This is a genomic window from Corynebacterium sp. 32222D000AT (assembly GCF_053546955.1).
In genome coordinates, this window is record NZ_JBPPVW010000007.1 from 41491 (window position 1) to 63184 (window position 21694).

The window sequence follows — 21694 nt, forward strand, 5'->3', positions numbered from 1 at the left end:
CCGCAGCGCCTGTGTCCCCCACTAACCGACCTGCTAGTCAACTTGGAGAGTTAAAGACCATGGCCCGACCCAGCAAATCCTCACAAAAACCGACACTCGACTCCTTAAGCGCCCGCCAGCGGCGCATCCTCGAGGTCATTCACGACGCCGTACTCCTGCGCGGCTATCCGCCGAGCATCCGCGAGATCGGTGACGCCGCCGGCCTGCAGTCGACCTCCTCGGTGGCCTACCAGCTCAAGCAGCTGGAGGAGAAGGGCTTCCTGCGGCGCGATCCCAACAAGCCGCGCGCCGTCGATGTCCGCCACCTCAACACCGAGAAGGAAGACGCGAAGGCCGAGAAGGCCAGCAAGTCCGCGGATCTCCCGCAGACCCCGCCCGATGCCGGCCAGGTCAGCTACATCCCCGTCGTCGGGCGCATTGCCGCCGGGACCCCCATCACGGCCGAGGAAAACATCGACACCTACTACCCCATGCCGGATGAGGTCGTCGGCGGCGGCGATCTCTACATGCTGCAGGTCGTCGGCGACTCCATGCGGGACGCCGGCATCCTGGACGGGGACTGGGTCATCGTCCGCTCGCAGTCCACGGCGGAGGAAGGCGACTTCGTCGCAGCCCTCCTGGAGGGCGAGGAAGCCACCGTCAAGGAGTTCCACCGCGACTCCACCGGGGTGTGGCTGCTGCCCCACAATGACGCCTATTCCCCTATCAACGGGGACGAATCGGAAATCATGGGCAAGGTCGTCTCCGTGATGCGCAAGCTCTAATTCCCCGGAACATTCCGCGTTATTCCCCCTTTCTGAGGTAGCGGGGCATGCAAAAGGTCACTCCCGCCTCATGGCCGTAGTTCCGATTTGCCCGATCTACCTCAAGAAATACCCAAGCAACCCAAGAACCGGGTGCTTGGGTTTTTCTGTTTGTGTTTGCCCACGCGGTTTTTCTGGAACAATTTGAGTAGACCCATTTCACCGTGTGCGCGCGCCCATCCGCGCGCGTACCCACGGACCGAGGAGAACTACCCCATGTATGCAGAAGAACGCCGTCGGCAGATTGCGTCCCTCACCGCCGTCGAGGGACGCGTCAATGTCACGGAACTCTCCCATAAATTCGACGTCACCGCCGAGACCATCCGCCGCGACCTGGCCGTCCTGGACCGCGAGGGCGTCGTCCACCGCGTCCACGGCGGTGCGGTGGCCTCGCAGACCTTCCAGACCGCCGAGTTCACCCTGGACACGCGCTCGCGCTCGGCCACCGGGGCGAAATCCGCGATCGCCGAGGCGGCCCTCGAATTCCTCCCCGAGACCCCGGGCAGCATCTTCCTGGACGCCGGCACCACCACGAACGCGCTAAGCGATCTCATCGCAGCGAGTCCCCTGGCCAACCAACTGTCGATCGTGTCGAACAGCCTGCCCATTGCCCTGTCGCTGGCCAATAATGGCATCAAGGACGTCCAACTACTGGGCGGTACGGTGCGCGGCATAACCCAGGCCGTGGTCGGCGATACCGCCCTGCGCACCATGGCGCTGCTGCGCGCCGACGTCGCGTTCATCGGCACCAACGCCCTGACCCTGGATCACGGACTGTCCACCGCAGACGCCCAGGAGGCGGCCATCAAGGCCGCGTTCGTGACCAACGCCCGAAAGGTTGTGGTCCTGTGTGACTCTTCCAAGCTGGGCAACGACTACCTGGTCAGCTTCGCCAAGATTTCGGACATCGACGTCGTCATCACGGACTCGGCGGCACCGCAAAGCTTCGTTGACGCGCTGCGCGAGCGCGAGATCACCGTGGTCATCGTCGACGCTTAACCCCCTCCAATACAAACAACCCGGCACAAGCCCCGCGTTAAGGCGGCGGCTCGGCCGGGTTGTTTAGTTGGACTGCCGGGGCCGTTAGCTTTCGACCTCAGGCTGCGCGAGCTCCTCAATGAGTTCGCGGACCTTGTCGCGCGCCTCCGAGGGGCCTTCGCAGGACACGGCTGCGGCGGCGATCTTGCGGCAGTCCTCGAGGCTGAGCTCGGCCAGCTGCGCGCCCACGCCGGCAACGGCGGTCGAGGCGGCCGACAGGGAGTTAACCCCCAGGCCGGTGAGGACGGCGGCGAGCATCGGATCCGCGGCGGCCTCGCCGCAGACACCTACGGGGACGTTGTTGTCGCCGCCGACCACGCAGGTGTGCTGGATAAGGCGCAGCACGGCGGGCTGCCAGGGGTCGGTCAGGTACGCCAGCTGCGGCGACAGGCGGTCCGCGGCCATGGTGTACTGGGTCAGGTCGTTGGTGCCGATGGAGACGAAGTCCAGGTGCGGCATGATGGTATCGGCCATGAGGGCCGCGGCGGGGACCTCGATCATCGCGCCCGGGATAAGGTTGCGTTCCCGGCACAGGCCGGCGAACCAGCGGGCCTCGTTCGCGGTAGCCACCATCGGGGCCATGACCCAGGTCTGCGCGCCTTCCGGGCGCTGTTCGGCGGCTTGGGCGATGGCGTCGAGCTGCCGGGTCAGCAGCGACTCGTTGTCGCGGGCGATGCGCAGGCCGCGCACGCCCAGCGCCGGGTTCTCCTCATCATCGAGGGTGGCGTAGCTAATCGGCTTGTCCGAGCCGGCGTCCAGCGTGCGCACGACGACCTTGCGGTCGCCGAAGGCGTTGAAGACCTTGGAGTAAATCTGTGCCTGCTCGTCGACGCTCGGTTCCTCCGAGGCGTTGAGGAAGGACAGCTCGGTGCGGTACAGGCCCACGCCCTCGGCCTGGGTGCCAGCGGCCAGCCGGGCGGCGTTGCCGTCGGCGACGTTGGCAAGCAGCTGCACGCGGTAGCCGTCGCTGGTTTGGGCCGGACCCTCCCACTGGGCGATCTTGGCGGCCTTGGCCTGGTACTCGGCCACGGCGGCCTGGGAGCTGTCGGCGTCCGCGCCGGTTTCGACCAGCCCGCGGGAACCGTCCACGAACAGCCACTCGCCCGCGCTGAGCTCGCGCAGCTTCGCGCCCGTGGCCACGATGCACGGGATGTCCAGCTGGCGGGCGATGATGGCGGTGTGGCTGGTGGGCCCGCCTAGCTCGGTCACCAGGGCCTTGATCCGGTCGATGTCCAGCGTCGCAGTATCCGCCGGCGCCAAGTCGTCGGCCAGCAGCACGGCCTCGCCTTCGACGTAGGGCAGGCCCGGCTCGTCCTCGCCGCGCAGCTCCGCGATGACGCGATCGCGCACGTCCTTCAGGTCCGTCGTGCGCTCAGCCATGACACCGCCGGCGGATTCGAACATGGAGACAAACTTGTCCGTGGCGGCGACTACCGCGTATTCCGCGCCGTTGCCGCCGCGCACGTTCTTGCGCACCGTCTTGTGCCAGCCCTTATCCCGCGCCATCGAGGCGGTGGCCTTCAGAACCTCCGCCGCATGCCCCTCGGCGCTTCCCGCACGCCCCTCGAGGCGCTGCGCGACGGTTTCCGCGGCCTCCTGGAAGCGCGCGAACTCGGCCTCGCGCTGGTCTTCTTCGACGATGGCTTCCCCGGACTGCGGCAGCTGCGGGCGGGGACGTACCCACACCGCGGGAGCGTAGGCGACGCCGGCCACCACACCGGTGCCCGCGATGGTGCCCCGCTGCCCGGCGTTCGCTTGAGCCGAGCTAGCTTCAGCGCTCGTCGACCCGGTGGTGGCGGTGCTGCCAGTGTTGTCGGTGTTGGTCATGTAAAACTTCTCCCTACGTCTGAAGACTAAGTAGACAAGATCGGTATACGCGTATTTATGGCAATCCTACTCAGGCTCGCCAGTACTCACTAGAAACGAATTCTGAGCTCTTCCGAAACTAGGTCCAGTGCGCCTCCGGCCCACTGGTGCAGGAGTCGTCAGGCCCCGGCGAGGCTCCGCAAGAGAACAACTTTCTGCCCAGTCTACCGAGACCCACGGAAAACCACATATACCCATTGACATACGGGCATAATCGGGCAACAATACAAAGTAAACGTCTGCAAACGTTGTCACACGTTACAGTTCGTTGACATTGACCCCTCGGCCACTCGGTCCCGGGCACCGTCGGATGTCTCACCCCTGCTGGCACTCAGGCCCGCAGCTAGAGACAACCGGCAAGGAGGCACGGAGCGACTGGCCGAAGCGCCCGCCGGAGGAAGCACCACCCACCATGATTTTGACGCTGACCCCTAACCCCAGCATCGACGCGACCCTATCCCTCGATGAACCGCTGACCACCGGTTTGGTCCACCGCGCCCGGTCTGTCTCCCAAGTCGCCGGCGGCAAGGGCATTAACGTCACCCACGCCGCGTACCTGGCGGAGCACCCCACCGTGGCGCTGTTTCCCGCGGGCCCCTCGGATCTATTCCTCTCCCTGGTCGAGGACGCCGCGCTGCCCTACGAGGCGGTCCCCCTCGACCACACCATCCGCGTAAACACGACGATTACCGACCCGTCCGGCGGCACCACCAAGATCAACGGCCCAGGCCCGTTGGTGGGTCCGGAGGTCCAGCAGGAAATCATCCAGCGGTTGGGCGCCCTCTCGGCGAACGCGGACTGGGTGGTGCTGGCCGGCTCCCTGCCGCCGGGCTGCCCGGCTGACTGGTATTCCTCGCTCATCAAGGCCCTGCGCAGCGCCTCCCCGCAGACCTGGATCGCGGTGGACACCTCCGACCAGCCCATGCTGGAAATCGCCCGCAACCTAGACACCGCGGCCCCGGATCTGCTCAAGCCGAACGGCTTCGAGCTCGGCCAGCTCGCCGGCGAGGACGGGCTCGCGCTCGAGGAACAGGCCGCGCGCGGCGATTATTCTGGAGTCGTGGCTGCGGCCCGCTCCGTGGTCCAGCGCGGGGTCGGCGAAATCCTGGTGACCTTGGGCGGCGCCGGCGCGGTACTCGTCACCGCCGATGGTGCCTGGGTGGCCACGCCCCCGGCTTCCGAGGTCGTCTCCACCGTCGGTGCGGGTGACTCGGCTCTCGCCGGGTACCTGCTGGCGCGCACCGCGGGCACCACCCGCCCGGAGGCGCTGCGCCAGGCCGTCGCCTACGGCACGGCCGCCGCGGGCCTGGCCGGTACCACCCTGCCCCGGCCAGACCAGATCGACCTGGCGGGCACCACGCTCGACGAACTTGATAACTAAATATCCTTTCCCGAAATCCTAAAGAAATGGAGCTGTCTCATGGCTTCTGAGATCATCACCGCCGACCTGGTGGCCCTTGATGCCCACTTCGGCGATTCCGTCGACTCGGTCATCACCGAGCTGGCCACGCTGGTGCACGCCACCGGCCGCGCCACGGAAATCGACGGCCTGGCCCAGCCAGCCATCGAACGCGAGTCCAAGGGGCGCACCGGCGTGGCCGGGCAGGTCGCCATCCCGCACTGCCGCTCCGCCGCGGTCACCGAGCCGACCCTGGCGTTCACGCGCCTGGCCGACGGCGTCGACTTTTCCGGCCCCGACGGTGACGCGAACTTGGTCTTCCTTATCGCCGCTCCCGAAGGCGGCGGCAAGGCCCATCTGAAGATTCTGTCCAAGCTGGCCCGCGCGCTGGTCCGCCCGGACTTCCTCGAGGTCCTACGTACCGCCCAGCGCCCGGAAGAAGTCGTCGAGGCCGTCCTCGGCGTGGTCAACGCGGAAAAGAAGCCAAAGAAGCCAGCTAGCGAGGCGGCCGGCACCGCCGGGGCACAGGCCGGGGCCACCGCGGTCACCGGTCCCGCTGCTGCTAACGGCACTGCTGCCACCGGTGCACAGGAGTCGGCGTCCGGTGCCGCGGTCACGCGCATCGTGGCGGTGACCGCCTGCCCGACCGGTATTGCCCACACCTACATGGCAGCCGACGCGCTGACGCAGAACGCGGACACCCGCTCCGATATCGAGCTGCACGTGGAGACCCAGGGATCTGCCAACCAGGAGCCGCTGCCCGGCAGCGTCATCCAGGCCGCCAATGCCGTCATCTTCGCCACCGACGTCGGGGTCCGCGACCGCGAGCGATTCGCCGGCAAGCCGGTGATCGAGTCCGGGGTCAAGCGCGCCATCAACGAGCCCGGCACCATGCTGGATGAGGCCGTGGCGGCCGCGCAGAACCCGAACGCCCGCAAGGTCAGCGGCACGGCCGCAGCCTCCTCCGGCGAATCCGAGGAAGGCGCCAAGCTGGGCTGGGGCAAGCGCATCCAGCAGGCGATCATGACCGGCGTGTCCTACATGGTGCCGTTCGTGGCCGCCGGCGGCCTGCTGCTGGCGCTCGGCTTCCTCTTCGGCGGCGCCGACGTCGCCAATGGCTGGCAGGCCATTACCACCGACTACTCCCCGACCAATCTGCCGGGCAATACCGTTGAGGTCGACGGGGCGATGATGGAATTCCAGCGCTCCGGGATGATGCTCTACCTGGGCGCGGTCCTCTTCGCCACCGGCCAGGCCGCCATGAGCTTCATCGTGGCCGCGCTGTCCGGCTATATCGCCTTCGCACTAGCCGGCCGCCCCGGTATCGCCCCGGGCTTTGCCGGCGGTGCCATCGCCGTGCTGCTGGGCGCCGGCTTCATCGGCGGCCTGGTCACCGGTCTCATCGCCGGCCTGGTCGCCATGTGGATCGGCAGCTGGAAGGTCCCGCGCTGGCTGGGCTCCCTGATGCCGGTGGTGATCATCCCGCTGTTCGCCACCCTGGTCGTCGGCGTACTGATGTACATGTTGTTGGGCGCGCCGCTGGCCGGCATCATGGAGGGCCTGCAGAACTGGCTGCGCTCCATGACCGGCTCCTCGGCGGTCCTGCTGGGCCTTATCCTCGGCCTGATGATGTGCTTCGACCTGGGCGGCCCGGTCAACAAGGCGGCCTACCTCTTCGCCACCGCCGGCCTGTCCACCGGCGACCAGGCCTCCATGGAGATCATGGCCGCGGTCATGGCCGCCGGCATGGTGCCGCCTATCGCCCTATCGCTGGCCACGTTCATCCGCAAGAACCTGTTCACCCCGGCGGAGCAGGAAAACGGCAAGTCCGCCTGGCTGCTGGGTCTGTCCTTCGTCTCGGAGGGCGCCATCCCGTTCGCCGCGGCCGACCCGTTCCGCGTCATCCCGGCCATGATGGCCGGCGGCGCCGTCACCGGTGCCATCTCCATGGGCATGGGCGTTACCTCCCGCGCCCCGCACGGCGGCATCTTCGTGCCCTTCGCCATCTCCCCGGTCGGCAGCTACTTCCTGGCGATCATCGCCGGCGTGGTGGTCTCCACCATCTGCGTGCTCGCCCTCAAGCAGTTCTGGCCGAACAAGGCCGTGCGTGAGGCCGCCGCGAAGGACGCCGCCGCCCAGGCCGAGCCCGTCACTGCTTAAAGCAGGAACGCCCCGCGGTGCTACCGCGTCCGTCACAGTCGCGCGCCCTCCGGCGCGGGGCGTGGCACGCGGAACTAGCGCGCCGTAGACTGGGGCAGAAAACAACCGATGAAAGGATTGATTAATCATGGCTTCCAAGACCGTCAAGGTAGGTTCCTCCGTGGGCCTGCACGCCCGTCCGGCTTCCATCATCGCTGACGCCGCTGGCGAGTTCGATGAGGACATCTTCCTCAACCTGGTGGGCGAAGACGATGACGACGAGACCGATGCCGCCTCGTCCCTGATGATCATGGCCCTGGGCGCCGAGCAGGGCGACGAGGTCACCGTCACCTCCGAGAACTCCGAAGCCGTCGAGAAGATCGCTTCCCTCATCGAGCAGGATTTGGACGCCGAGTAGGCCACCAATCCCGGTTTTAGATAAACCTGGGGCCCAGGACAGTTCTTTGCTGTCCTGGGCCCCAACTCTTTTTGCGCATTTCTACTGGCCGCTCAGCGTTCGCCTAGCTGCGCACTAGTACTTCGCGTTCTGCCCTTCCCCGACGTGGTCGTAGAGGCGTTTCATGATGGGGTAACCGATGATGATGCCGACAGAGCCCCAGGCGATGCCTTCGAGGGTGACGCCGAAGACGTCGAGGGTGAGGTTGCCAATTCCGGCGATGAGCGCCACGGCGGCCGCGGTCAGGTTGACCGGGTTGTTGAAGTTGACCTTGTTGTCCATCCAGATGCGCACGCCGAGCATGCCGATGAGCCCGTAGAGCACCAGGGTGGCCCCGCCCAGCACGCCGGTGGGGATGGTGAAGATGAGGGCGCCGAATTTCGGGATGAACGCCAGAGCGATGGCGGTCAGGGCTGCGACGAAATAGGCGGCGGTGGAATACACGCGCGTGGCGGCCATGACGCCGATGTTTTCCGCGTAGGTGGTGGTGCCGGAGCCGCCGAAGCCGCCGGCCAGCGAGGTGGCCAGGCCGTCGGCGAAGAGGGCATCGCCCGCCAGGTCGTCGAGGTCCCGGTTGGTCATCTCCGAGACGGCCTTGACGTGGCCGACGTTTTCGGCGATGAGGACGACCAGCACCGGCAGGGCCACCGCGATGGCCGAGAGGTTGAACTCCGGGGCGTGGAACTGCGGCAGGCCCACCCAGGCGGCCTCCCTAATGGATTCGCCGGCAGACGGATCCAGGTTGCCGGTCAGCGCGGCAAAGGCCCAGCCGACTACGACGCCGATGAGGATGGACAGGCGCGAGACCATGCCGCGGCCGGCCACCGTGGCCAGCAGGATGACCACCAGGGTCACCGCGGCCACCAGCGGCTGGCTGGAGAAGTTCGCAGCCGCGTTCGGGGCCAGGTTCAGGCCGATGAGGGCGACGATGGCGCCGGTCACGGCCGGGGGCATGACGGCATCGATAACGCGCTTGCCCGCGGCCTTGACGATAAGGCCGATGACAACCAGCGCCAGGCCGGTGCACATCACGGCGCCGGCCTGCACGCCGATGCCCTGGGCCTGCGAGGCGGACAGCGGCGCGATGAAGGCAAACGACGAGCCCAGGTAGGACGGCAGGCGGTTGCGGGTGATCGCCAGGAAGAGGATGGTGCCGATGCCGGAGAACAGCAGCGTGGTGTTGACCGGAAAGCCGGTCAGGGTGGGCACCAACAGCGTGGCGCCGAACATGGCCACGACGTGTTGCATGCCGATGCCGATGGTGCGCGGCCAGTTCAGCCGTTCTTCCGGGGCGACCACGGCCCCCGGGGCGATCTTCTTTCCGTCACCGTGGACGGTCCAACCGAAAATATTACTCACGAGTCTTCATTATGGATCACCTGCGCCAGGCGGGGTTAATCCACGCGAAACTCGGTTAACTCCGCCGCGACCTGCTGCGGCACGCGGGCGCTTATCCGCGTGCCCTCTTCCGAGTAATCCTCGCTGCGCACGGTGCCCTCCTCGTGGAGGCGGGCTACGACGTCGCCGCGGGTGTACGGCACGAGGAGTTCGACGTCCGCGTCCAGGGTGTTGAGGAAGAGCTCGACCCGGGTGGTCAGCTCGTCGACGCCCTCGCCGGTCTTCGCCGAGACGAAGACCACGTTGTCGCGGTCCAGGGTGTGGCGGACCTCCGCGAGCACCAGGGGATCGGCCTGGTCGATCTTGTTGATGACGATGATCTCCGGCGGCGGGTTCTCCCCTGTCTCCTTGACGATGTCGTAGATGACCTTGTTGACCGCGGAGATCTGCTTGAGCGGGAAGGGATCCGAGCCGTCGACCACGTGCAGCATGAGATCCGCGCCCAGCACCTCCTCTAGCGTGGACTTGAAGGCCTCGACCAGCTGCGTGGGCAGGTGGCGAACAAAGCCGACGGTGTCGGTGAAGACCACCTGGCGGCCGTCGCCCAGCTGCGCGCGGCGGGTGGTCGGATCCAGCGTGGCGAACAGGGCGTCTTCCACCAGCACGCCCGCCCCGGTCATCGCGTTGATGAGCGAGGACTTGCCGGCGTTCGTGTAGCCGGCAATGGCGATCTGCGCCACCGTGGACGCGGCGCGGCGGGAGCGCTTGACCTCGCGCGCGGTCTTCATGTTCCGCAGCGCCTTGCGCAGGCGGGCCATCTCCGTGCGGATGCGGCGGCGGTCGGTCTCGATCTTGGTCTCACCCGGGCCGCGCAGGCCCACGCCGCCGTTGGAGCCGGCGCGGCCGCCCGCCTGGCGCGACAGGTTGCCGCCCCAGCCACGGGTGTGCGTGTAGAGGTATTCCAGCTGGGCGAGCGAGACCTGCGCCTTGCCCTCCTTCGACTTCGCGTGCTGGGCGAAGATGTCCAGGATCAGCATCGTACGGTCGATGACCTTGGTGTTGAGGGCGCGCTCCAGCGCGGTCAGCTGGCCGGGGTTGAGCTCGCCGTCGCAGATGACCGTGTCCGCGCCGGTGGCCTCCACGATCTCCTTGAGCTCCTTGACCTTGCCGGAGCCGATGAACGTACCGGAGTCCGGCTTGTCGCGCTTTTGGTAGATGAGCTCGACGACCTCGGCGCCGGCGGTCTCGGCCAGGGCGGCCAGCTCGTCCAGGGTGGCCTCGACCTCAGCGATGGTGCCCTCGGTCCACACCCCGACCAGGATGACCTGCTCCAGGCGCAGCTTGCGGTACTCGACTTCGTAGCCATCCGTGGTGTCCTCGGCGCGGATTGTGGTCTCCCGGGTCACGCTGCGCAGGGCGTTGCGCTCTGCCAGGTCCATCTCACCGGTGCTTAGTTCCTCGTCTGCGTGCGCGGGCCGTTGCGGCGCGTTATCGCGGAAGGCGTGGGCGAGCAGCTTTTCGTGCTCGTTACTAAATTGTGAAGATTCAGTCATATTGGTGCTTATTCTTCCACGTCACTGCGCTAAACCCCAAGTGACACCGGCTAACTACAAACCGCCGCTTCCGTGGGGTGCCACCTGGGGGCAGCGGGCAGGCCCGGCGGGCGGGCGGCGTGAATTTAAGTGCCAGCGTACGGAGGGATAGAATATCGACATGACTACGCATGCCAGCCAGTCCGGCCCGACGCCCGCGGCCGAGAAACCAGACTCTCCCCAGCAGCCGAACCAGGCAGTACCCACCGCCCGCGCCGGGCAACCGGCCGGAGTGGCACACAAGCTGCCGGAAATGGCGGCCTTGGGCTTTAACTTCGACCGCTGGCAACAGGCCGTCGAGGCGGCCATCGCCACCGATCACCTGCAGGTCACCGGCGAGGTCCGCGGCGGGCAGCTCATCCAGTTCACCGACCCGAGCGGCGCGCAGCTCAACATCCTCGCCGTGGAGCCGTTTGCCACCTTCGTCGGCTTCAACGCCGTGACGCAGTCCTTCGCCCACGTCGACATGGTCAACGACGTGCTCGCCCACCTGGAGGTCATCGACCCCTTCGGCACGGTGCTAGCCACGGTGACCGCGAACCTCGCCCAGGGCCCGCTGCTGGCGGAGGAAGAAACCCAGCAGTGGCAGCAGGTCAGCCTGACCGCCTTGGCGCTGGAGACCCGCCGCTACGACTCCGCCGAGGCCTTTGAGGCCGAAACCGGCGAGTTCCCGGCGGTGGCCAAGTCCAGCGGCGCGGAGATCATCGCCTCCGGCTCCGGCGCCCAGGCGCCGACCCCGGCCTTCGAGTTCGCCGGGCGCGTTATGGAAAGCCAGTGGCTGACCAACGAGCTGACCGGCCAGCGCTTTGCCCACGTGGTACTCGACGGCGCCTTCCCGCTGGATGTTTGCCTGCCCGACGACGGCGGCGAGCTGCCGGCAAAGAACACGGTCCTGGCCGGCTCGGCCCTGCTGACGGCTAGCGTGGCCGCCCCTACGGGCGGGTGTGGATCCGGCGGCGGCTGCGGTTGCGGCTCCGGCGGCTGCGGCTGTTCCTAAGCCAAAGACTGTCTCACACGGTAAGATAACCCTCAAAGTACCGACCGTTTATTCGTAGCTTCCGATATTTGACCGCCCTTTTAAGGAGGTGACCTCCCCATGCCACTGCCCTTCCCCCGATCCGCAGGCCAGCGCCGCGCGCTAGCAATCGTGTTGACGATCATCGCCGCCGCCTTCCTCATCGGGCTGCTCAAGGTGGTCGGCCTGATAGTCGCGCTCCTGCTGGCCGGCGCGGTGTGGGTCATGCTCTCCATGCGCCCGGACGCCCACGAGCACCGGGTGCTGCGTTCTTCCATTCAGCTGTCGGCGGAAGACATCACGGACGTCATGGACGAATTCGATCACTTCAGCAACGCCCAGGATGCCGACACCATCGCGGACCGCACCCTGCACCGCCCGGCGCTGCTGGACTACGACTGCGGCGACGAGGCGGTGGAAAGGTTCCACTACCAGTACGCCTCCGCCCGCCGCTTCCTCAACCGGCTCAATGCCCGCTTGGCCAGCACGGAGCTAGAAACCCAAGACCTAGAGTCGCTGCTGCGGGTCACCGACCAGCGCGCGCTCGATATCAAGGAGTCCTGGATTAACGCCCGCCGGTCTGCCCAGCGGCTGGGCACCCGCTACAACGGCGAGGGCCCCGACAACCGCCTGGGGGGCGAGGCCAGCTAGAGGCTCGTCTCCCCGTCGGCGACGATCCGCGACGGGCCGGTCAGTACCGAGCCGCCGTCGGTGATGGTGACCTCCACGGTCCCGCCCGGCACGTGGACGCGCAAGGTGCCTTCCCCGCGGCCGGCATCGGCCAGCGCGGCGCGCGCGGCGGCCACCGTGCCCGTACCGCACGAGCGCGTCTCCCCCACGCCGCGCTCGACCACGCGCATGTGCACCTCGCCGTCTGCCGCCGGGGTGACGATCTCCACGTTGACACCTGCCGGGAAAAACTCCGGGTCCCAGGTCGGGGTGCCCAGTTCCCACTCGGCAAGTTCGGCGGGTTCCAGGCCCGGCACGACCGCGGCCAGGTGGGGGTTGCCCACGTCCACGCCGAGGCCGGCTACCCGGTGGGTGCCCACCTGCGCGGTGGAAAGCCCCAGCACCTTCGCCTCGCTCATCTGCACGCTGACGGTGGCGTCGGTGGCATCGGCAGCATGCACGGTGACCTTCTTGGTGCCGGCGCGGGTGCCGACGTTAAAGGTGGCGCTATCGACCAGCCCGTGGGCGCTGAGCCAGTGCGCGAAGACCCGGGTGCCATTGCCGCACATCTCCGCCACGGAGCCGTCCGCGTTGCGGTAGTCCATGAACCAGTCCTCGCGCTCCAGCCCGGCGGGCAGCGCCTCGATCTCGCCGGCCTCCAGCAGCTGCCCGGCGCGCACCACGCGCAGGATGCCGTCCGCACCCAGCCCGGCGCGCCTATCGCACAGCCGCTGCACGCGCTTTTCGGGCAGGTCCACGAGCTCCTCGAAGCTCGGGATGATGAGGAAATCGTTCTCGGTTCCGTGACCTTTGCTAACTCGCATGGCACCGAGTCTACTGCTTGAGTCCCGCACCCAGCGGGCGGGGTTGGGGCGCCCGGGTCGGCGCGGCTCCTAGCCCAGGCCCAAGGCCTGCTGAGCCTCGGCAAAAGTGTCGCCGGCCGCGTCCAGCCAGTAGATGCGCTTGTCCCGGCGGAACCAGGAGCGCTGGCGGCGCACGTAGCGGCGCGTGCCGAAGGTGGTCTTTTCTTCCGCCTCGGCCAGGGAGAGCTGGCCGTCGAGGTACTGCAGGACCTGCGCGTAGCCGATGGCCCGGCCGGCCGTGGACTCCGCCTGCAGGCCCACCTCCTTGAGGCCTTCGACCTCGCCGACCAGCCCCTGGGCGAACATCTGCCGGGTGCGCAGCTCAATCCGCGGGTTGAGCCACTCGGCCGGGGCGTACAGGCCCAGCAGCCGGGTCCCCCAGCGGGGCGGGGCGTTCTTGGGCGGCTGGCTGGCCTGGAAGGGCCGGCCGGTCAGCTCGATGACCTCCAGGGCGCGCACGGTGCGCCGCGGGTCCTGGTCCTCGATGGTCTCGGCGGCCTGCGGGTCCCGCTCGGCCAGCAGGTCGTGCAGGGCGGCCGTGCCGATCTCTAGCCGGAGGTCTTCGTATTTCTGGCGGACGTCCGGGTCCGTGGGCGGGAACTGCCAATCGTCGACCAGGGACTGGACGTAGAGCATCGACCCGCCGACCAGGATGGGGGTCTTGCCCCGGGACCGGATGTCTTCCACGTCGGCTACCGCCGCGGCCTGGTAGCGGGCCACGGAGGCGGTCTCCGTGACCTCCCAGACGTCCAGCTGGTGGTGCGGGATGCCTTCGCGCTCTTCGACGGAAAGCTTGGCCGTACCGATGTCCATGCCCTTATACAGCTGCATGGAGTCGACGTTGACCACTTCCCCGTCGAGTGCGTGCGCCAGGGCCACGCCGAGGGCGGACTTGCCGGAGGCCGTCGGCCCCACCACGGCAATGGGGGTCGGCAGCATTAGGCCACCTCCCAGCGCGCGACGTAGCGCCCTACACCCAGGGAGTCGTCCGCGGCGAGAAGCTCCGCCGCCCGCAGGCCCCGGCGGGAGGCGTACTCGGCCAGCTCCAGCCAGGGCTCCGGCTCGACGATGCCGGCCTCGGACAGCTGGCCCGCGTCCCACTCCGGCGGGTAGGTGTTTACGCCGCCGCGAAGCAGCTCGCAGCACCACTGGTGCACCGCGGCTGCTGCGGGCAGCTCGGCCAGCGGGGCGCGGGCGTCTAACCCGGCGCTGCCGTCGACGACGACCACGGTGATGGCCTGCGGATCGGGTGCGGTGAGGTGCTCGCGCACGGCGCGCACCTCTACCCCGTCGACGGGCTCGGTGACGTAGCGGGCCACCAGCTCCGCCAGGTAGTGCCCGGCCGAGACCCGGACGTGTGGGGCGCCCCAGGCCGCGAAGGAGCCGGCGTGCTCGGTCCGCCAGCGCGGCGCCTGCGAACAGACCAGGTCGACCGGCACGCGCACGTGCTCCGCCCCGTCGTTCGCGCGGAGCTTAACCGCCGCCTGCCACAGCGCCGTGCGGGCGTGGTCGAGCAACTGGGCTCCGGCGGCATCGCTGGGCGCGAGTTCGCGCACCAAGGCGGGGGAACCGGGGATTATCACGAGGGTAGACATACGCGGATAATCTTAGCCGCTGCCGGGGCTGGCCCACAGTTCGCCCGCCCGGCTGGGAGTCCGCACGTGGCGGGTGAATACCGGGTAAAGTAATGAATCGGCACTTCGCGCATTTTTAGGGCGCGAAATCGCATACTCCCGTTAAAGGCAGCCGTGTCGCGCGGCGGCGATTTTTGCACAAGGATGGTGTTTGACTCATGGCTCCTCAATCACAGGTACCGCACCCGGGCAACATGCCGAAGCCCGGCCCTCGGCCGCAGGCCCCGAAGCCGGGTCAAACCCCGCGGCCTGGGGCAAAGCCGGCCGCGCCGGTAGCACTGTCCCAGACGCCGAAGTCCGACCCGTCTAAGTGGGGCCGCGTGGCGGACGACGGCACCGTCTACGTCACCACCGGTGACGGCGAGCGCGCCGTAGGTTCCTGGCAGGCCGGCACGGCCGCCGAGGGCCTAGCCCACTTCGGCAAGCGCTACGACGACCTGGCCACCGAGGTCGAGCTGCTCGAGGCCCGCCTCCGGGCCAACCCGCAGGAGGCCGACTCCATCAAGGACACCGCCGCCACCCTGCGCGCGGATCTGGCCACCGCCGCCGTGGTTGGCGACCTAGACGCGCTGGACAAGCGCCTGGCCGCCATCATGGACCACTCCGCCGCCGCGCGCGAGAAGGCCCAGGCCGACAAGGCTGAGCGCCGCGCCGCGGCCATCGCGGCTAAGGAAAAGCTCGCGGCCGAGGCCGAGGAGATCGCGGAGAACTCCACCGAGTGGAAAGCCGCCGGCGATCGCATCCGCGCCATCCTGGACGAGTGGAAGACCATCAAGGGCATCGACCGCAAGACCGATGACCAGCTGTGGAAGCGCTACTCCCGCGCCCGCGACGCCTTCAACCGCCGCCGCGGCTCCCACTTCGCGGAGCTGGACCGCTCCCGCGCTGCCGCCCGGAAGAAGAAGGAAGAGCTGGTCGAGCGCGCCGAGGCGCTCCAGAACTCCACCGACTGGGGCCCGACCGCCCGCGCCTACCGCGACCTGATGCAAGAGTGGAAGGCCGCCGGCCGCGCCCCGCGCGAGGTCGACGATCGCCTCTGGGCGCAGTTCCGCGCCGCCCAGGACCACTTCTTCAACGCCCGCAACCAGGTCAACGCGGAGCGCGACAAGCAATTCGCCGCCAATGCCGCGGCCAAGGACGCGCTGCTGGCGGAGTACTCCCCGCAGATCGACCCGGCGGCCAACCTCAACACCGCCAAGGCCAAGCTTCGCGAGCTGCAGGAGAAGTGGGAGGAAGTAGGCTTCGTCCCGCGCAACCAGATCCGCGAGTACGAGGACAAGATCGCCGAGGTCGAAAAGCGCGTCTCCGACGCCGAGGAGTCCCAGTGGCGCCGCACCGACCCGGAGGCCCAGGCGCGCGTGGATCAGTTCCGCTCCCGGGCGCAGGACTTTAACCAGCAGGCGGATGCGGCCGCCGCCAAGGGCAACACGCAGAAGGAAAAGAAGCTGCGCGCCCAGGCCGAGCAGTGGGAGCAGTGGGCCCAGACCGCCGCCGCGGTGCTGGATGAGCAGTAAAACCCGTGCCTGATTTCTCCCACCTGCACCTCGCCCACCTCGCCGCTCCCCGCACCACCGATGGCCGCCCGGTTGCCCCGGGCCAGCCGGCGGTCTTCGCCGCGCCCAGCGACGCCATCCGGACGCTGAGCTTCCTGTCGAACCTGGCCGCCCAGGAGGCCACCGGGGATCTGGCGGCCTCCATGTCCGCGGAGCTGGCGCTGCACGCGCTGTGCGGCACCCCGGAGATGCTCACCGATCTTTTCGCGGTGGTCTCCGGGCCCGTGCCCGTGGGCGAGCTCTCCCCGCTCGGCTACCCGCTACTGGCCAGCACCGGTGAGATCCCGGAGCTGGATTACATGGGCTTTATCCAGCTCAGCCGCCCGCAGCTAGAGGACCTAGACAACGTCGAGCTCGACTGCGTTCTAGACGCGGGCTACCTCCCTCTGCCGGGCACCCCGCTGGAGCCGGAGGCCGCCGATCTCTTGGCCTGGATGCTGGATAACGGCTGCGAGCTCGCCCAGCGCCTGGGCCGTGCCCGGGTGCTCACCGGAATGATGCACGCGCCGGACGACGAAGTCCTGCCCGCCTCCCTCGCGGAGGTCTTCACCCGCAGTCGCTTTAGCCGCCGGCACGCCGAGACCCAACTGGTCACCCGCATAACGGAGGCGGGCGAACTACCCTCCGCGGACTCCCCGGGTCTCCCCGGCCTGCCGGACGGGTGGCAGTTCGCTGCCTTCCACAACTACGACCTGCCCGCCGATATCGAGCCCCAGGTCGTCGAGCTGCTCACGGTGGCCTCCCAGGACGCCGACTACGGGGAGATGACCGTCGAGCCGGTGGATTGGACTGCCGACCGGCTCAACGAGGCGCGCCGGCGCGTGCACGAGCGCCGGTCCGAGACCGTCCTCGTGGCGGCTATCGATGCCACCGGGGCCGCCCGCCGCGTGCGCAACCTCGTCGAATGCGGCCGCCACCACGGCGGGCACGCGGAGATCGCCGAATGGACGCTTATGGTCACCGACCGGGGTTGGCGCCGCCAGGGGCTGGCCACGGCGACCGCGAACGCCGCGCTAGTCATGGCCCGCGACTTCTGGCCGGAGCTCAACCGGGTCTACGGCTCCGCCGCGCTCAGCGACGTGGCCTCCCGGGCGCTGCACGCGCGCCTGGGCAGCCGGCCCATCGCCGTGACCACGGCCTGGCAGCGGGACCTCTAGGGCGCCTGCTTAGTTCGCGTTATTCCCGCAGTGATCGCGGCGGTAGCGGGCCGCGGCCTGCTGGCGGCGGTCATCGACCAGCAGCGGGTTGCTGTCCGGATCCACGGTGGCGCGGATGCGGTTCTGGACCTGCCCGACCTCGTCCATGGTCCCAGCGGCGGCGCGGGCGCGTTCCTGGGCCTCCTGCTGCTCCGGGCTGCGGCGCAGGGCGACCAGGCAGTAGGCGATAAACGTCAGGCCGCAGGCGACCACCCCGCACACGGCGCCGATGCCGACCCCGTACTCCTGGGTGCCGCGCACCCAGAACATGAACAGCGAGACCGCGAAGGCCACCGTCGCCATCATCCAGCCGGCCAGGCCGAATGCGGCCCGGCGGGTAAGCAGCGTCAGGGTGGTCAGCACGCCGACGCCCAGGGTCATCAGCACGGCGAAGACGTATTCCACGATGGAGATTTCCACCTCGCCGGACTGCCCGGTCAGCACTTGGAAACCGCGGGCCGGGCCCGCGTGCGGCAGCAGCAGGTAGGCCACGAACAGGGCCACGGCCACCCAGAGGGTGACGGTCTGGCCGCGCAGGTCCATCGTGCGCGCCGCCCGCTTTTCCGCCGCGGCGGCGGCCTGCTTCTCCTTGCTGTTTTCGATATAGAGCAGCGATTCCGGCTGCTCTACTTCCGAATTGGAGGATGGCGTTTCCGGGCGATTTGAATCAGTCACAGTCTTCGACCTTACTCGGTTTAGTTAGCAGCACCCGCCGTGAGCGGATGCCGGGGTTTCGGCGGGCCGGCCCACCGACGGCAGCCCCAGGCCGACGCCTACCGGCGCAGTGGTCGGGGTCTGGCCCGCAGCCGACATATCGCCGGCCTTGGTGCGGCGGTGGGAGCTCACCCCGGCGTCGGCCACCAGGAAGAAAGAGCCGGAATCCGTCACCGTGGTGTGCACGACGTCGCCGGGACGGATCTCGTCCCGGAGGTCGTTTCCGTCGCCGTCCACGGCCGCGAAGTGGACCAGGCGGCCGTCACGGGCCCGCCCGGACAGGCGGTGGGTCTGGTCGTTCTTGCGCCCGCCGGTGGCCTGCACGAGCAGTTCCACGTCGGTGCCGACCAGCTGGGCGTTTTCCTCGGCCTGGATGGAATCCTGCAGGGCCACCAGGCGCTCGAAGCGGTCCTGGACGACGTCCTTAGGGATCTGCTGTTCCATCTCCGCCGCCGGGGTGCCCGGCCGCGGGGAATACTGGAACGTGAACGCGGAGCTAAACCGCGCCTTACGCACCAGCTCCATGGTCTCCTGGAAGTCCTCCTCGGTCTCGCCCGGGAAGCCGACGATGATGTCGGTGGTAATCGCCGCGTGCGGGATCTTTTCGCGGACCTCATCCAGGATGCGGAGGAATTTCTTCGTGCGGTAGGACCGGCGCATGTCTTTGAGCACCTTGTCCGAGCCCGACTGCAGCGGCATGTGCAGCTGCGGGCAGACCGCCGGGGTCTCCGCCATGGCGTCGATGACGTCGGAGGTAAATTCCGCCGGGTGCGGGGAGGTAAAGCGCAGGCGCTCCAGGCCCTCGATCTGGCCCACCTGGCGCAGCAGCTTGGAAAACGCGTACTTGTCGCGCGGCAGGTCCGGGTCGGCGAAGTGGACGCCGTAGGCGTTGACGTTTTGGCCCAGCAGGGTCACCTCGGACACGCCCTGGTCGACCAGCGCCTGGACCTCGGCGAGGATGTCGCCAGGCCGGCGGTCCTCCTCCTTGCCGCGCAGCGAGGGCACGATGCAGAAGGTGCACGTGTTGTTGCAGCCGACGGAGATAGACACCCAGCCGGAGTAGGCGGACTCGCGCTTGGCGGGCAGCACCGAGGGGAAAGCCTCCAGCGCGTCGACGATCTCGATCTGCGCCTCGTCGTTGTGGCGGGCGCGCTCCAGCAGCGTCGGCAGCGCGAACATGTTGTGGGTACCGAAGACCGCGTCCACCCACGGCGCGTTGGTCAAGACGGTGTCCTTGTCCTTTTGCGCCAGGCACCCGCCCACGGCGATCTGCATGCCGGGGTGGTTCTCCTTCGTCTTCTTCAGCGAGCCCAGAGTGCCGTAGAGACGCTTGTCGGCGTTCTCGCGCACCGCGCAGGTGTTGAAGACGATGAGATCCGGCTCCGCCTCCTGCGGGGCGGCCACGTAACCGGCGTCCTCCAGGAGGCCGGAGATACGCTCCGAGTCGTGCACGTTCATCTGGCAGCCGAACGTGCGCACCTCGTAGGTGCGCGGGTTTTCAGTCATGGGGTTAGTCACGCCGGTTCATTTTAATGATCAACCAGGCCATTTCATAACCGCCCGGGGCCTAGGCTTCCAGCTCGGCCTCGCGCTCGGCCAGCGCCTTCTTGGCCAGATCCAGCGAGTCGGATTCCCGGAAGCCGCGGCGGGCTAGCACGCCCACAATGCGCCGCAGCGCCTTGTCCCGCTCGTGCCGATCCGCCGGCACGGCCTTCACCCCGCGGGCCTTCTTTTGCGCCAGCGACCAGGCCATGGCGCGCTCGTCGGCGGCGTCGATCTGCTCCAACGCCTCCTGGCGCTCCTCGGCGCCGACGCCCTTGCGTTGCAGCTCCTGATCCAGCACGCGGGCGGATTTCCCGCGGGCCTGGTGGCGCTGGCGCACCCACTCGCGGGCAAACGCGGCGTCATCGATAAGCCCCACCCGGGACAAATCGTCCAAGACGTCCCCGACCACGGCTGGGTCGAATTCCAGCTTCTCCAGGCGCTGGGCGAGCTCCTGCCGCGAGCGGGAGCGCTGGTCCAGCAGGCGCAAGGCGCGTTCGCGGACCTTGGACTTGGATTCCTCGGCCTCTTTGTCGAAGAGATCGCTCTCGCCGCTGCCGTGCGCGTAATCGTCCAAGGCGCGCTGCAGCCGCGCGATCTTGTCCGGCGATGGCTGCGGCATCTACCTAGTCCTGATCGTCGTCGTCAAAGTCGACGTTCGGCACCAGGCCCACCGACTCATCCGACAGGTCATCGTCGGCGCCCGGCACGTCCATGGCGACTTCCTCGTCCGCGTTGGCGGCGTCGGCGCCCACGCCCAGCTTCTTGAAGATCTTCTTCTCGATCTCGTTGGCCAGGTCCTGGTTTTCCTTGAGGAAGTTGCGGGCCTTTTCCTTACCCTGCCCCAGCTGGTCGCCTTCGTAGGTGAACCAGGAGCCAGACTTCTTGATGAAGCCGTGTTCGACGCCCAGGTCGATGATGGAGGACTCGCGGGAGATGCCCTCGCCGTACATGATGTCGAACTCCGCGATCTTGAACGGCGGGGAGACCTTGTTCTTCACGATCTTCATCTTGGTGCGGTTACCGATGGCGTCCTGGCCGTCCTTCAAGGTCTGGATGCGGCGGATGTCGCAGCGCACCGAGGCGTAGAACTTCAGGGCCTTACCACCGGTGGTCGTCTCCGGGGAGCCGAACATGACGCCGATCTTTTCGCGCAGCTGGTTAATAAAGATGGCGGTGGTGCCCGAGTTGTACAGGGCGCCGGTCATCTTACGCAGCGCCTGCGACATCAGGCGGGCCTGCAGGCCGACGTGGCTATCGCCCATCTCTCCCTCGATTTCCGCCTTCGGCGTCAGCGCGGCAACGGAGTCCACCACGATGATGTCGATGGCGCCGGAGCGAACCAGCATGTCCGCAATCTCGAGGGCCTGCTCACCGGTATCCGGCTGGGAGACCAGCAGGTTGTCCGTGTCCACGCCCAGCAGGCGGGCGTATTCCGGGTCGAGGGCGTGCTCGGCGTCGATAAAGGCGGCAATGCCCCCGCCCTTCTGGGCCTCCGCGATGGCGTGCAGGGCCACCGTGGTCTTACCGGAAGACTCCGGGCCGTAGATCTCAACCACGCGGCCGCGCGGGAAGCCGCCGATGCCCAGCGCGATGTCGATGGCGGTGTTGCCGGAGGAGATCGCCTGGATGGGCGGGCGGTTGTCATCGCCCAGGCGCATGACCGCGCCCTTGCCATAATCCTTTTCGATCATGGCCATCGCGGCATCTAGCGCCTTCTTGCGGTCATCCGCGCTATTTCCGGTGGCTTTAGCGGACTTCTTCTTAGCAGCCATGGTTCTAACTCACCTTTTCTTTAACAAGTCTTTTGGGGCTTGAGTACTTAGAGCACTTCGCGTTGATAACTCAGCGCACGGATAAACCCGCGGCCTTAACT

The 21694-nt window shown here is 67.8% G+C and carries 19 protein-coding genes; 9 read left to right on the forward strand and 10 right to left on the reverse strand.

What is annotated here, in order from left to right; all coding sequences use genetic code 11:
• Positions 1–11 precede the first annotated feature (11 nt).
• Positions 12–764: a transcriptional repressor LexA gene (gene lexA / locus ACEE23_RS05875; RefSeq protein ID WP_409338329.1), complete on the forward strand. Its 753-nt coding sequence runs from the start codon at positions 12–14 to the stop codon at positions 762–764.
• 255 nt (positions 765–1019) lie between these two features.
• Positions 1020–1802, forward strand: a complete 783-nt coding sequence (locus tag ACEE23_RS05880; protein WP_368519182.1) for a DeoR/GlpR family DNA-binding transcription regulator — start codon at positions 1020–1022, stop codon at positions 1800–1802.
• 84 nt (positions 1803–1886) lie between these two features.
• On the opposite strand, the gene ptsP is transcribed toward ACEE23_RS05880, so the two are convergent.
• Positions 1887–3668, reverse strand: coding sequence for a phosphoenolpyruvate--protein phosphotransferase (ptsP, locus tag ACEE23_RS05885; protein WP_368521223.1), 1782 nt, complete (start codon positions 3666–3668; stop codon positions 1887–1889).
• 451 nt (positions 3669–4119) lie between these two features.
• Here ptsP and ACEE23_RS05890 point away from each other — a divergent pair, with 451 nt between their 5' ends.
• From ACEE23_RS05890 to ACEE23_RS05900, 3 genes are all read left to right on the forward strand, one after another.
• Positions 4120–5088 (forward strand): 1-phosphofructokinase family hexose kinase, encoded by a 969-nt coding sequence (locus tag ACEE23_RS05890; protein WP_368519180.1) that lies wholly within the window; start codon positions 4120–4122, stop codon positions 5086–5088.
• 39 nt (positions 5089–5127) lie between these two features.
• Positions 5128–7266 (forward strand): fructose-specific PTS transporter subunit EIIC, encoded by a 2139-nt coding sequence (locus ACEE23_RS05895; RefSeq protein WP_368521224.1) that lies wholly within the window; start codon positions 5128–5130, stop codon positions 7264–7266.
• Positions 7267–7393: 127 nt separating this feature from the next.
• Entirely contained in the window at positions 7394–7663 is a 270-nt protein-coding gene (locus ACEE23_RS05900; RefSeq protein ID WP_070768454.1) for an HPr family phosphocarrier protein, read from the forward strand.
• Positions 7664–7777: 114 nt separating this feature from the next.
• Here ACEE23_RS05900 and ACEE23_RS05905 read toward each other — a convergent pair whose 3' ends face one another.
• Both ACEE23_RS05905 and hflX read right to left on the reverse strand, forming a co-directional pair.
• Complete coding sequence (locus tag ACEE23_RS05905) at positions 7778–9061, reverse strand: uracil-xanthine permease family protein (protein ID WP_368521225.1); 1284 nt, start codon at positions 9059–9061, stop codon at positions 7778–7780.
• A 35-nt stretch (positions 9062–9096) separates the two neighbouring features.
• Positions 9097–10593, reverse strand: coding sequence for a GTPase HflX (gene hflX, locus ACEE23_RS05910; protein ID WP_368521226.1), 1497 nt, complete (start codon positions 10591–10593; stop codon positions 9097–9099).
• Positions 10594–10885: 292 nt separating this feature from the next.
• Between hflX and ACEE23_RS05915 the strand changes: the two genes are divergently transcribed.
• Together ACEE23_RS05915 and ACEE23_RS05920 are read left to right on the forward strand one after the other, a co-directional pair.
• Complete coding sequence (locus ACEE23_RS05915; protein ID WP_368519420.1) at positions 10886–11629, forward strand: hypothetical protein; 744 nt, start codon at positions 10886–10888, stop codon at positions 11627–11629.
• A gap of 99 nt (positions 11630–11728) precedes the next feature.
• Positions 11729–12298: a hypothetical protein gene (locus ACEE23_RS05920; protein ID WP_368519176.1), complete on the forward strand. Its 570-nt coding sequence runs from the start codon at positions 11729–11731 to the stop codon at positions 12296–12298.
• On the opposite strand, the gene dapF is transcribed toward ACEE23_RS05920, so the two are convergent.
• The 3 genes from dapF to ACEE23_RS05935 all read right to left on the reverse strand — a co-directional run bounded on the left by dapF (position 12295) and on the right by ACEE23_RS05935 (position 14774).
• Positions 12295–13140, reverse strand: a complete 846-nt coding sequence (gene dapF / locus ACEE23_RS05925; protein WP_368521227.1) for a diaminopimelate epimerase — start codon at positions 13138–13140, stop codon at positions 12295–12297. The two genes, ACEE23_RS05920 and dapF, sit on opposite strands and share 4 nt — an antisense overlap.
• Positions 13141–13209: 69 nt before the next feature.
• The gene (miaA, locus tag ACEE23_RS05930; protein ID WP_448871429.1) at positions 13210–14118 is read right to left on the reverse strand and encodes a tRNA (adenosine(37)-N6)-dimethylallyltransferase MiaA; all 909 of its coding nucleotides are present in this window, start codon (positions 14116–14118) and stop codon (positions 13210–13212) included.
• Entirely contained in the window at positions 14118–14774 is a 657-nt protein-coding gene (locus ACEE23_RS05935; protein WP_368519174.1) for a hypothetical protein, read from the reverse strand. Before ACEE23_RS05935 ends, miaA begins: the two co-directional genes overlap by 1 nt.
• Positions 14775–14971: 197 nt before the next feature.
• On the opposite strand from ACEE23_RS05935, the gene ACEE23_RS05940 reads away from it, so the two are divergent.
• Together ACEE23_RS05940 and ACEE23_RS05945 are read left to right on the forward strand one after the other, a co-directional pair.
• Positions 14972–16327 (forward strand): DUF349 domain-containing protein, encoded by a 1356-nt coding sequence (locus ACEE23_RS05940; protein ID WP_368519173.1) that lies wholly within the window; start codon positions 14972–14974, stop codon positions 16325–16327.
• A 5-nt stretch (positions 16328–16332) separates the two neighbouring features.
• Positions 16333–17523, forward strand: coding sequence for a GNAT family acetyltransferase (locus tag ACEE23_RS05945; RefSeq protein ID WP_448871432.1), 1191 nt, complete (start codon positions 16333–16335; stop codon positions 17521–17523).
• Between the two features lie 9 nt (positions 17524–17532).
• On the opposite strand, the gene ACEE23_RS05950 is transcribed toward ACEE23_RS05945, so the two are convergent.
• From ACEE23_RS05950 to recA, 4 genes are all read right to left on the reverse strand, one after another.
• On the reverse strand, positions 17533–18237 hold the full coding sequence (locus ACEE23_RS05950) for an Rv2732c family membrane protein (protein ID WP_368519171.1): 705 nt from the start codon (positions 18235–18237) through the stop codon (positions 17533–17535).
• 24 nt (positions 18238–18261) lie between these two features.
• On the reverse strand, positions 18262–19782 hold the full coding sequence (gene miaB, locus ACEE23_RS05955) for a tRNA (N6-isopentenyl adenosine(37)-C2)-methylthiotransferase MiaB (RefSeq protein WP_368519418.1): 1521 nt from the start codon (positions 19780–19782) through the stop codon (positions 18262–18264).
• 61 nt (positions 19783–19843) lie between these two features.
• Entirely contained in the window at positions 19844–20440 is a 597-nt protein-coding gene (gene recX, locus ACEE23_RS05960) for a recombination regulator RecX (protein WP_368519170.1), read from the reverse strand.
• Between the two features lie 4 nt (positions 20441–20444).
• Positions 20445–21593 (reverse strand): recombinase RecA, encoded by a 1149-nt coding sequence (gene recA / locus ACEE23_RS05965; protein ID WP_368519169.1) that lies wholly within the window; start codon positions 21591–21593, stop codon positions 20445–20447.
• Between the last annotated feature and the right edge of the window lie 101 nt (positions 21594–21694).